The sequence below is a fragment of the Limosilactobacillus urinaemulieris genome, assembly GCF_014838745.1.
Classification (GTDB): Bacteria; Bacillota; Bacilli; order Lactobacillales; family Lactobacillaceae; genus Limosilactobacillus; species Limosilactobacillus urinaemulieris.
This window is the reverse complement of record NZ_JABUXR010000028.1, coordinates 1-11905: the sequence shown is the minus strand read 5'-3', so window position 1 is coordinate 11905 and position 11905 is coordinate 1. Positions and strand designations below refer to the sequence as shown.

Here is an 11905-nt window from a genome sequence, read left to right as displayed (position 1 = left end):
CTGACCACTTGGCTCGCGTTTGTCAGCTGACCACCCGTCTTTACATGGCCGGATTCGATGGCGTCAATATTGATTGGTGTGTCCTGGGAATTCCGGTTCGTCACAGCAGCCGGCTTCGTGGTTGATGGTGCACTACCATCATTTGTTGCCCGGTCACTTACGACCGCCGAGGGATTAGAATCAGTAGTCGTACTGGTGGATTGACTTTTACTCTCCCCCCCCGGCTGTGGAGTAGTCACCGATGCTTCAACAGCAGATGGAGCATCGGCATGGGCAACCTGGCCAAGTCCGGTATATACAAAGAAACCGGAAGCAATGGCTACCGAAGCAACCCCGATGCTTAATTTCCGCAGTGACCAGCGTGTGTAGTGCTGGTTTGCTTTTTGTTCAATTAAATGTTGATTATTTTTTCCATACATAATACATTCTCTCCTTTAGACATTATTATACTACACCTTAAGTAAGTAGACAAAGGGATAAAAACAAATGCATATATTTGATATCATTACTTTTTTGTTTACTGAATTTCGTATATTGTTATACCAATGAATGTATTGATCAATGACATTTTTAACTTGTTAGAATGTTCGGATTTTGATCCGATTGAAACACTCACGTTTTTTGATAAGTTAAAGAATCTGTCAACTGGTGAGTTATTTAATCAATTTCCCTTACGGGACATTGATTGAATGATTATTTGTTGCCCTAATAAGGCTTGATACAACTGGTATCGGTATCGCCAACCTTAATCGGAATGCAGAATAGGGGTACTACCTTGTGGTAATTTATGAAATAAGCCAGCACCGTGTTAACTAAATCCATATTAGGATGCGTTTAAGTCACGTAAGCGACGATGAAACCATTGTTCTTATCGATAACTGGTAATAAGTATCCCTTAGCCTTTTCATTAATCTCCATACCGTTTCTTGGCAATATGTGAAACCTTACTTCTATAGACAATGCTACATTCGTCGATAACCATAGGTTTCTTTACTGAGTTTAAATTGCTTCGTAATTCCTCGTTTGACCTGACGATACTTGTAAATCCGCTGTGTGGCTTCAAGCCGTTCGTAGAACGTAGGTCGTGGAATGCTAAAATATATGGATGCTTGGGTCTAAGATCTTGAATTGCTAGTGCTTGCTCTTACCGCACTGCTGTCTTAGAGCTTGCAATTGTTTAAAATGTTGATCTCCATTTTTTGATTGGCTACCTTTGCTTCTAGATCGGCAATTGTTTGCTTACACTTTTCTTCTTTAGTGGGGTTAATAGTTGATTAATGTTTTTTATTCATGGCTTTAGCTGGTTGACCTTTAAGGTTTTGAACGCAGACCAACGATCTCTTCATTTTTCCACAAACGAACTTGTGATGGATGTAGATTAAATTTAATGTTCACTTTTTATGAACTTAATTCGTGCATGCGATAGTTAATGGACCACTTGAAGTTTACAGTCAAACGAATAACTATGATGGCCCTTTAAAATATCATAACCATGTGACTGAACTTCATGGACCCAGGTCCTTAATTCTTTTCAAGAACGCATACCGAATTGACGACAAGCCACCGAATAGTTATGACTTTTATTGAAATACTCCTGAACTGCATTAACTTTAAATTGATATGAATATTTAGACACGCCGTTTGTAAAATCAAGTTAGAAAAAGGCCATTTATTATAGACTTTTGAATAACCACAAACAAAAGTAAAGGAACATCACAAATGACCTATAGACATCTTACCACACGTGGATTAACCCTCATAGCTGATTTTTGGCACCAAGGAACTAAAGCCTATCAAACTGCCAAACTTCTCAAGCGTAGTCAGGAAACGATTTATCGAATTTATCGTTTCCTTAATGGCGGTAAAACCATTGAACAATATCTTGAAAAATACTAGCGCAATAAACGTCACTGTGGTCGAAAACAAGCTCAGTTACCCCAAAATGAAGTTGAGTATATTAACGACCAAATTAAAGCTGGCTGGACACCGGATACCATTATTGGTCGTAAGGAACATGCCATTAGCTGTAGTATGCGGACCCTTTATCGGATATTTGCTCGAGGACAGTATAATTTCAATGCTCAACAGTTACCGATGAAGGGTAAACGTCACCCCAATGGCTATGTCGAACGACGTGATAAGGCTGGTCAGCTTGGACGCAGTATCTATCAACGTTATCAAGACTTCCCTCATTACCAGGATGAGTTCGGTCACTTTGAAGCCGATACTGTTCAAGGCAAAGCCCATCGTGGAGCTGTCATGACCTTGGTAGAACGTCAATCCAAAGTCATGATTGTTCTCAATGTTCATCGCAAAACTGATGAAGCAGTTAATTGTCACTTAGATAAATGGCTTTCAAAAATGCCCCGTCACTTGGTTAAGTCAATTACCTTTGACAACGGTAAAGAATTCGCTGGTTGGCGTGACATCGCTAATAAGCATGACATTCATACTTATTTTGCGGAAGTCGGGGCACCCAATCAACGTGGACTTAACGAGAATAATAATGGCATTTTACGCCGTGACGGTCTTAGTAAACGATTAAACTTCCGCAACCTACCTGATGAATTAATTACCCAACTCATGTCATACCGTAATCGAATTCCACGGAAATCACTTCACTATCGCACACCTGTTGAAGTATTCATGAAGAATATCACAGATGAACAGCTTTCAACATTTTTCTAATTTAAATTGACATTTCAGGACATAATAAATACCCCCGAATCGTTAGATTTGTGTCTAACAATTCTAGAGCACTTAATTTATAAGGTATCAATCCTAAGGGTATTGTATAAGTTTCTTTTTGTTATGCCACCCCGCTAAGTTTTTGCTTAGCCAGAGCACAGCAGTAAATTACAACTTCAATCACGGCAATAAAGAAACTCACTGGCCAGTTAGTTAAGTAACCAAGGAACAGTCCTAACCAAGTTCCTAAAAGTGAAAAAGAATGGCTAAACCAATCATCTTGGCAACACCATGGGTAAAATACTGTGCACTAGCAGCAGGTAATGTTAATAAAATAAAAATTAACAGCGAACCAACGATTTGTGCAACGACACTGACACTTAAAGCTAAAACAATAATGAAAATAACTGAATATAATGCCGCGTTAATTCCACTTACCCGAGCACCAATAGCGTCAAACGAAGTAAATTTTAGCTGTTGATAGGTAATAAATATTATGACAATAACAGCTACCGATAGCCATATCAGTTGGTAAACTTCACCTAAATTAATCCCAACGACGCTCCCCAAATAAAATATTTATTGCTGAACTTGCATTTTTGCTGCTTAAGGAGAGAAAAAAGATTCCTAAACCAATGAAAAGCGCAGAGACGGCACTGGTAACTGCTTCGCGACGAGATTCTTTAATACTCATTTGCCCAACAAGAATCGAGCTAAGCATCGTAAAGAGAATCATCCCGTTTAAAACCGGCCAGCCAGCAAATACGGCAAATGCTCCACCCGCAAACCCGATCTCAGATAAGGTATGGGTTAAAAATGACAGGTTCATGGCACAACAAAGACGCCAACAAAGCCACTGACAATTGCAATAAAGGTACTAGCAACAAAGGCATGGCGCATAAAACTTAGCGTTAACATTATTCAGCCTCCTTTTCTGGATGAGGAAGTTCATTAATTGGTCCCGTTAAATAACCATTCCCCGTCATTTGAAGAAAACGGGTTCCATAATGTTGTGCCAAATTCCAATCGTGAGTCACGAACATCACGCTTAATCCCTGTTGTTGAAACCGGGTGACAAGGTCCAATAATTCATATTTCATTTCATTATCCAAACTAGCAGTGGACTCATCAAGGATTAGTAATCCAGAATTAGGAAGCAGGGTCTGAGCCAAATATGCCCGTTGCTTCTCCCCACCGGAAGCCAATCCCAATGACCGATCAGCAATCTTCGTCAAGTTAGTTTCACTAATTACTTGGTCTACTCGCTGACGTTCACTCTGCTTTAACCACGGTAGTAAACTATGATGAACATTTAACGCAATAAAGTCACGGATTGAAAGTGGGTATTCCTGATCAATATTGCGAAACTGGGGAACATAGCCAATCTTTGTTTGTGGAATTAATTATTATCTTCCCCTTTTGCGGCTTAATAAACCCTAGTAGTGAGCGAACAAGGATCGTCTTTCCAACCCCATTTTCGCCAATAACCACCAAGAAATCCCCCTGATTAATACTAAAATTTAAATTATTAATTACCAGATGGTTACCAAAGGATACTGTTAAATCATTGACTGTAACAATTGACATTTTTACTTTTCTCCCTGCTGAATTCGTGAAAGAGCTCGATACTGTTTAAGCATCCACTCTTGATAATTTTTAGTATTATTTGGTTTAGTTTCCGTTACCTTAAGCACTGGGACATTATTTTCTCGTGCAAGTTTCACTAAACCATTAACAACGTGATCACTAGTTTGAGAATTCTCAACAAAAAAGGCGATCTCGTGATTTTTTATTGCAGATTGTAACTGTTGAATATCTTGTGGCGATGGATCATTACCATCCTCGATTGCTTTTTCAAAATGCTGATCCACTACTTGGTAACCAAGAGCCGTTAATGAATAGTCAAAGACAGGTTCACTAACTGCCACTTTATTATTTTCTGAATTAACATTCGCTTTAATTTGAGCAATTTCTCGGTCCAGCGGTTTTAGGGAAGCAATGTATTTCTGAGTATTTTGCTGATAATAATCACGGTGCGCTGGATCAATCCTACTGTATTGATTAGCCAATCGCTGAGCCAACTTTTTCATTGTTACTGCTTCATACCATAAATGCTCGTTATCACCCGAACGCTTCCCCATTAGTTGCCCCACATTAATTACTTTTGGGGAATAACGTTGACTATTAGACTTAACCACCTTATTCAGCCATTCATCATAACCCAAGCCATTTTCAATAACCACATTGGCATTCCCTACTTGATTTGCCTGAGCAGTTCCTGGCTGGTAGTCATGAGGATCAACAGACGCATTATCAATAATTGAAGTTACTTTACCGTACTTTCCCGCAACCTCTTTTGCTGTTTCACCGTAAAAATTAAGACTGGTAACTACCCGGATTGGCTTTTGGGCAGAATTATTCGTTTTAAACGGAATAAAAGATAAGGCAAGAATAATAACTAGCAAGCCACCTAGACATCCTATGCTAATAAAACACTTTTTCATTTTCTTCTCCTTTAATCGTAACGATTACTATTAATAGCAATTTATACTTTAACGAACTATCCGCTTGAATGCAAGTCTAAACTGAATAATTACTAAAGAAGCGAGCCGTTATGAAGCCTTTATGGAATGATTACAGCAACGAGCAAGCCGTTGCCAAACATAAATAAGGCTTCAGAGTTCGAATTTACCGAATACTGAAATCTGCTTATATAGTATTTCTAGTTTTAATCAACCACAAATCACCACATCCTCTACAATAATTAAAACATGATAATCAATGACGATGATGAAATCATACTCACTGTTATGAAGTGACCATTGTCAAGTAGAAATTTCGATCTGGCCATTTTCCCATAGAAAAGCCTTAGAAAATGATCCGTCGACAGTTAACCATTCTGTTATTCGTGGATTGATTACCACCGTCGTAAAGCTCATATAATCTCCCAACGTAGATCATGAATAGTTAGAGCTATGGTCAATAATTCCCAATTATGCCAGAAAGCGAGACAGCGTAGGTAGGTAGACCGTAAAGCTTTCTGTGGTTCTTCTACAGGTACAGTCAAGTATCTAAAATACTCTAAAGTATAATCAATTAATTACGCAATCTTGCCATTCTCCATACCCCAAATAAAGCAAGCTAGTTTCTTGAGCAATCGCCATAATAGACACATTTCTAGGTTTCCCCGCTTGAAGCATTCGTTCATAACGTTTATGAAGTCGATTAACGGCTCGATCTTCATACTTAATTGCTCTTCCTTATTGACTATTCTGACGTGTTTTTAATTTTTTAGCCTTTTTACTTACTAATCCTTGCGCTGATTCAATTAAGGTCGTAATGATTGTCGAATTACCTTGCTTAGTAATCTGGACTAAGTTTACATTCTTCACTCTAGAGTGCTAACTAGGGGTTAAACCTAGGTAAGCGGTATAAGCTCTAGTGTTTAGAAATATTGAAAAATCCGAAGTTTCCACATGAATGGTCATTGTGGCTACAGTATCAATTCCCTTGAAACACCGGAGTCTAGGAATGGGTTCCTAGTAGCGTTCCCGATGTTAAAGATCCTCCAGCTGTTTACTTAGGCGCTTAATCTTACCCGTCAATTCAAGATAAGAAACCAAATATTCATCCATTACTACTTTCTTTAGTTGCGACAACTGCAGTTTAGACAGACATTATAAATACACTTTTGTCCATGGAATTCGCTCAAAACAAAAACCGTTGCTTAATTTGTTTAAGCTTTTTTATGGCTTTAATCAAGCAAATAAATTCTTTGGTCGCATCGTCTTCCAGTCAGGCAATAAACTGGCTTATAGGTTCCAGAGGTACTCTAAGCCACAAAATTTATCATAGATTTTCACTTTTGATAATGCCTTGTCATCGCCTTACTATCGCAACTTAGTAGGCACCGAATAACCAGCAGCCGTGATTTAGGATCTGTAGAGTGACCAACACCTCATACTCGATTCTTACCGAGAGAAAAGTATCGGCTCTAGAGTGATAAATCTCTTAACGTAAGTTAGATTCGTCCGTACATTGATTGACGAACTTCACTCCGTGTTTGTACGAGTCGAGGTCATTATGCTTTTTCGGCATCAAACCCTGACATCCGGTAAACACCTGATTCCCGGCCAGCCCTTATCTATCCCATTATGAAGGTTTTGGAACGGTATCTGGAAAATATGAACACAATTCTATATACTCTGTTTGAGGGTATTCATGACCTCGGTGCACCAACTTCTCGATGAATTTTTTTCTAGGCTTGTTTGACGTTGCAATGCAACTTAGTGCAACGCTTTAACTCATAGTTAATAATCAAACTGATATACCTATTTATTTGGTAATTTTCTTTTAAGAATGATTATCATTAAGCTGGCTTTAATGATAGTTATATCCGATAATGTTAAATGTGCATCATAGGTAATGGAGTCCTATTACTTATAGCTCATCACTTTAAATACTATTAGGCTCATGGCCATTTTTCTATCCAATTTTTCGTCCGGATAGGTTAGCGTAAGATTTTCATAGGTTAGATGAATAATTCATCTGGTCGTGAAGATCTTTTTTGTAGACCCATTTTACATATTTACAAAAAAAGAAAAGGCCTGTAGCCTTTAGTGTCGAATACTAAGCAAAGACAGGTCTTCCTTCATGGATGTTTTAACAGAAATTGAGCAGAATTTGGTGAAGTCAAGCAGTTTATTTAAAGCTGAATAGATTATTTTAGGAGTGCTGGAGTTAGGGCAAGCAATCATATAAAACTTTTTAGAGAGTTTAGATCGAATCTTAAAGTTCCAAACATCAGCATGCTATCAAGTCATCAATAAGCAACCACGGACGCTTAACTTTATCTTTATCCCGGTAACTTTTCAACGGCGGTATTATCAGGATGAACTAAAGAAACGTGAATCTTACTTAGACCAACAATTAAGAATCAAACTACGTCGCCGTTTATCGACATACTACTTAATGATGATGGCTCAGACAACCACAATGCGCAATACTGCCTATATTTCGAACCTTGTTTGGACAGCAGGATTGGCAGTGACCTGCTTACCACAAATGTGCGAATTTAAGGATATTAATTTAATCGGCTCAGTATAAAGTTCTCACCAGGTCTTTACTTACCGGATGAAAAAACAGGGTAAGTCATGGACTAGGCAGGGAGGCTAAAGCCCTGATCGGTTTAATTGAAGTCAGAATGAACGGCAACTACAAAGCTAGTTTAAATACAATCTTATAACAATTAACTATTCTTTCTAGAGTAACTCAAACAAGCCTATTAAATGAAATTCACATCTAAACTGGAGAGTTTCTAAGAAAAGCACCAACAAATCCATCAGTCAGATCAGTGCAAGGAATAATTCCGATTAACACTGCGATAAATAAATCAATGGAATAACTTTTTAAGACGCTAAACCACTAAAACTACCTATTTAAAAGCTACCTATGAAAACACAACAGATGCTTTGGATAGAGTTCTATTTTATTTTATAATCTGCCTATGTTATAATTAGATAGAAGTTTAGGAAGTAGTGAAGAAGAGTCAAGGAGGAATTTTATTATGTCAAATAATGGAACAGTAGATAAAATTAAAGGAACAGTAAAAGAGGGAGCAGGTAACGTTACTGATAACAAGAAAATGAAAGCCGAAGGAATCCTGGAGAAAACCGTCGGCAAGGTAAAAGAAGCTGCGGAAAGTGTCGCCGAAGATGTTAAGGGTAAATTTAATAAGTAAATTGAGGGGGGCTCTATGCCTCGTATAAGGTAACATTTTAGAAATCTAAAATGTTTGAGCTATGCATTCTCGCCGTTGTAGTAATCTACAGCGGCGAGAATGTTTCTTTTACTTGATAACATTGATTTATTCATGTCACTAATTAGCAACTAATTAAAAAATATGACTCTGAAATATCTAGGGTTAGATCATGTGAGTCGTGAACAAATGCTTGATGAAGTTAAGTGTGATGAAACGTATATTACAGAACCCACCACAATTAAAGAAAGAAAATCGATATGACCCTAACTAATGATTCTATTCGTTCTTTACTAGAAATTAAAGACCCAAATATTAAAATTGATGATGTTTTTATACTTTTCTCCAAAATCTTAAGGCCCGCATTGTTAAAGCACCGTTACTTATTCATCAAAAGCGCTGCCACCTTTGTGGCTTTGAAGCTTTAGTACATAATGGCAATTATATCTCCACAATTACTTATACCAGTGACAATGCTAGTCACCCGGTTTTGATCAAAATTGTGGTCATACGATCACGGCTAAAATTCCGCTAGTGGATAAATACTGTAACATTTCTAACCGAACCAAGGCTAAAGTGATCATGAACTTACAAGATGATCGCACTCAAAAATGTATCGCCACGGATAACAATGTTTCTCCATCGACCGTTGGTCGATTAATCGATGATAATCCCGTATTTCCGACCACGCTACCGAAACATCTGGCATTTGACGAGTTTCGCGGGGTTCATCATCAATTACACTTTATTTGTATCGATGGCAGTAATAACCATCGCATTATTAAAATCCTTTCTAATCGCTTCAAGTCTTCCAATATCAAATACTTTGAATGCTTGGATCTTGCCGCTCGTCAAAGGGGTCGAAACCATTACGATTGATCTTAATAGTTATTATCAAGACATTGTTTATCAACTCTTTTCCAATACCAAAATCATCATTGATCGCTTTCATATTATCGCCATGATTACCAGAGCATTTAATCAGTATCGTAGTCAGTGGATGAAACGTTATAAATATCAATCGCGTGAATATAAACTTCTCAAATTTTTCTGGCGTTTATACCTCAAAAACGACCATGCTCTCACCGATAACAACGAATACTATGATCGTCATATTCATCAAAAAGTAAAGACTAATGAACGGATTAGCCTAGGACTCGAGTTAGATGCCAAGCTAAATAACGACTACGTCGTTATGAATGATCTAGCTACACGTAACAAAGATACTTTGGCAGAGACACTCTATAACTATCATTACGATCAGCTTAGCAAGCCAATGGCGACTGTTATTAAACATTACGCCGAAATTTAGAAATAGTGCTTAATGCGGCGGGAAGCGATGAATCTAATGGTCCATTGGAAGGCACTAACCGCATGATTAAACAAATCCAGCGCACGGCCTTCAGCCTGCAAAACTTCAATCACTTAATAGCAAGAATTAATTTGCGAATGATGAGAACAAAAAAGCAGTACCAAGTTTAATAGTGGATACCACTTTTATTGCTCGCATCAACAGTATTGGACACAGAGCCTTTTATAGTCTTTATATAGATTAACTGCATTTTTTGCAGTTCCGCTTGTAGCAAGGGTTTCAGGCTTTTTTGCCAATATTCGCCCCTTAAATAAACATCAGTAGCTTTTACATCGAGCTTAGAAAGGTATAGACGATTCGGTTCATTCTTTTTAGTCTTTGGGTTGAATCCCATTTGTTTTTGTAAGAGTAGGCCGGCTGATTTAAGCTCAGCTTTTATTTTAATAACTTTATGTTCCGAACAGTTAAACAGATTAATTAATTCTTGATTGGTAAAAATAAAGTAGACGTGGTCTTTTTCATCAACCCAATGATTGCGCAAAGAGTACTCTAGCCGATCTTTCAGTACTATATAGGCTAATTTAGCGTCACTGCTTAAATGCTTGTATTGCTCGCCATACATTAATACCTTAGGAAACTGGAAAAATAAGGCTCCATATACGTTATCGGCTTCATAATAATTGAAATTTTTGGCTCTTCGTCAAGAAGTACTGATAAGAAAATCAAATAAGTTTTGTTAAGCAGCTCGTGCCTGGACTTTGGCACGGGCTGTTTGCTTGTTCTTCCAGTTAATGGCGATATAAGTGTTAGGAAGCGCAAGCAATATCCGGATTCTGAAATTGGCAAAGTTTCGGAATCCATAGGCAACCTGTTTGATGACCTTAATCTTATTATTAGTGCCCTCAACGGGGCCATTAGTATAAGCCTCATGCTTAAAGCTGTGCAGAATTTCTTTTTTGTGTTGGCGTAATGTCCGCTGTACCTTTTGCAGGGGCTGCGGAAGCACCGTTAGCTTGGTAGTCAGCAGTTGGTTCAGTCGACTATGACTTCGCTGACTGACGGCGAAGATTAAGTCTTGGTAGTAGCGGTAAGCCTGTGCAAGATCTTCATCAAAATTGAGCAAGCGATGAATAACTTCGACATCGGTCAATTGGGCATAGCCGAAGTTAGCTCGGCACCAGTAGTTGTCGTGTCTCAGCTTACTGGCCGGGGTTAGGATGGGTTTCCAGAAGTATTTCAGCGCACGCCATTAGTGAGTTTCCTTTTCCAGCATTATTCATTGCTTGAATCCGAATTTGGTTAAGAGCACGGTAGGCCTGGGCAACGACATGAAAGTGATCCGCAAGAATGATAGCATTCGGGAATAGTTCTTGGATTAGGCGCCGATAAGGAGTGCATAAATCGACCGTAACGGTCTGGACAGCTAAGCGGGCTGAACGGTCGTAACGAAGAAAGTAGGTCCGTAAGTAACGATTACGGCGGGAAAGAATAATGTCCAAAGTTCGGTGACGTTCAATATCCATCAAAATCATACTCATTCCACTGGGTGCCATCTTTCCAGATTTGAAGTCGTCAAAAGCCAGGTGACGGGGAAGCCAACGGTAGTTGGGCTTGAAGGAACTATCAAGGCTGGTGATAACCCGGCGGACCGTCCAATCAGAAACCCCGAGGCTCTTGGCCAAGTCTTTCTGCGATTAATTAGTCGTGAGAAGCATCATTGCCCGTTGCTTAATGGCCCAGGCAATGTGGTTGCAGTAATCAATATCTTTGACTGTGGCAATTTTAGTAACCATGGTCGGACAGTCAGCGGAAGGTTTACAGAGGTATTTTTGTTTCCGAATGGACCAAATTGTCGGTTTATAGTGAAGCGATGGTCCAAGAGCGTTGACCGTCTTAAAACCATTTTTAAGCATGGGCTGGCCACAGCGTGGGCAGCGTAATGGATAAGATTGAATGAAGTGAATAACGATTCGATCGCCCTGATCTTCAATAGTCTCCGCAAAGTGTTTTTCATCTAATTCCAAGTGTTAGTGTAAGATTTTCATAGGTTGGATGAATAAATCATCTGGTCGTGAAAATCCTTTTTTCTATACCAATTTGCTTATTTACAAAAAAAGAAAAGACCGGTAGCCTTTAGTGTGCTGAAT

10 protein-coding genes and 5 pseudogenes are annotated in these 11905 nt (G+C 38.6%); 6 read left to right on the top strand and 9 right to left on the bottom strand.

The features are described 5' to 3' along the window. Positions 1 to 419 (bottom strand): YSIRK-type signal peptide-containing protein (locus HUK45_RS09005; RefSeq protein WP_206683833.1); only part of this gene is annotated, 419 nt, incomplete at its 3' end. Positions 420 to 1719: 1300 nt separating this feature from the next. Between HUK45_RS09005 and HUK45_RS09000 the strand changes: the two are divergent. Next, positions 1720 to 2688 (top strand): annotated as a pseudogene (locus HUK45_RS09000) (IS30 family transposase). Between the two features lie 121 nt (positions 2689 to 2809). Here HUK45_RS09000 and HUK45_RS08995 read toward each other — a convergent pair. The 4 genes and pseudogenes from HUK45_RS08995 to HUK45_RS09645 form a co-directional block, all read right to left on the bottom strand. Then, positions 2810 to 3606 (bottom strand): annotated as a pseudogene (locus HUK45_RS08995) (metal ABC transporter permease). Beyond that, a pseudogene (locus HUK45_RS08990) lies at positions 3606 to 4275 on the bottom strand (ATP-binding cassette domain-containing protein). Before HUK45_RS08990 ends, HUK45_RS08995 begins: the two co-directional pseudogenes overlap by 1 nt. 2 nt (positions 4276 to 4277) lie before the next feature. Beyond that, a complete protein-coding gene (locus HUK45_RS08985; RefSeq protein ID WP_191912025.1) occupies positions 4278 to 5192 on the bottom strand; it encodes a metal ABC transporter solute-binding protein, Zn/Mn family in 915 nt (304 codons plus the stop codon). A gap of 897 nt (positions 5193 to 6089) precedes the next feature. Beyond that, positions 6090 to 6176: a hypothetical protein gene (locus tag HUK45_RS09645; protein ID WP_225435680.1), complete on the bottom strand. Its 87-nt coding sequence runs from the start codon at positions 6174 to 6176 to the stop codon at positions 6090 to 6092. Between the two features lie 1165 nt (positions 6177 to 7341). On the opposite strand from HUK45_RS09645, the pseudogene HUK45_RS08975 reads away from it, so the two are divergent. From HUK45_RS08975 to HUK45_RS09630, 5 genes and pseudogenes are all read left to right on the top strand, one after another. Further along, a pseudogene (locus HUK45_RS08975) lies at positions 7342 to 8092 on the top strand (UPF0236 family transposase-like protein). 162 nt (positions 8093 to 8254) lie between these two features. Further along, complete coding sequence (locus HUK45_RS08970) at positions 8255 to 8428, top strand: CsbD family protein (protein WP_191912024.1); 174 nt, start codon at positions 8255 to 8257, stop codon at positions 8426 to 8428. Between the two features lie 600 nt (positions 8429 to 9028). Then, positions 9029 to 9325, top strand: a complete 297-nt coding sequence (locus tag HUK45_RS09640) for a hypothetical protein (protein WP_235972105.1) — start codon at positions 9029 to 9031, stop codon at positions 9323 to 9325. Further along, positions 9288 to 9758 carry a transposase gene (locus tag HUK45_RS09635; RefSeq protein ID WP_235972104.1) on the top strand — a complete coding sequence of 157 codons (471 nt, stop codon included), beginning with the start codon at positions 9288 to 9290 and terminating at the stop codon, positions 9756 to 9758. Before HUK45_RS09640 ends, HUK45_RS09635 begins: the two co-directional genes overlap by 38 nt. A gap of 62 nt (positions 9759 to 9820) precedes the next feature. Further along, positions 9821 to 9928, top strand: coding sequence for a hypothetical protein (locus HUK45_RS09630; RefSeq protein WP_413230832.1), 108 nt, complete (start codon positions 9821 to 9823; stop codon positions 9926 to 9928). Positions 9929 to 10009: 81 nt separating this feature from the next. On the opposite strand, the pseudogene HUK45_RS08960 reads toward HUK45_RS09630, so the two are convergent. The 4 genes and pseudogenes from HUK45_RS08960 to HUK45_RS09825 all read right to left on the bottom strand — a co-directional run. Beyond that, a pseudogene (locus tag HUK45_RS08960) lies at positions 10010 to 10455 on the bottom strand (replication initiator protein A); the annotation flags it as partial. 39 nt (positions 10456 to 10494) lie between these two features. Beyond that, entirely contained in the window at positions 10495 to 10881 is a 387-nt protein-coding gene (locus HUK45_RS09835) for an ISL3 family transposase (RefSeq protein WP_413230833.1), read from the bottom strand. Between the two features lie 76 nt (positions 10882 to 10957). After that, entirely contained in the window at positions 10958 to 11440 is a 483-nt protein-coding gene (locus HUK45_RS09830; RefSeq protein WP_268890014.1) for a transposase, read from the bottom strand. A gap of 12 nt (positions 11441 to 11452) precedes the next feature. Next, positions 11453 to 11782 carry a transposase family protein gene (locus HUK45_RS09825; RefSeq protein WP_235972103.1) on the bottom strand — a complete coding sequence of 110 codons (330 nt, stop codon included), beginning with the start codon at positions 11780 to 11782 and terminating at the stop codon, positions 11453 to 11455. Positions 11783 to 11905 lie beyond the last annotated feature (123 nt).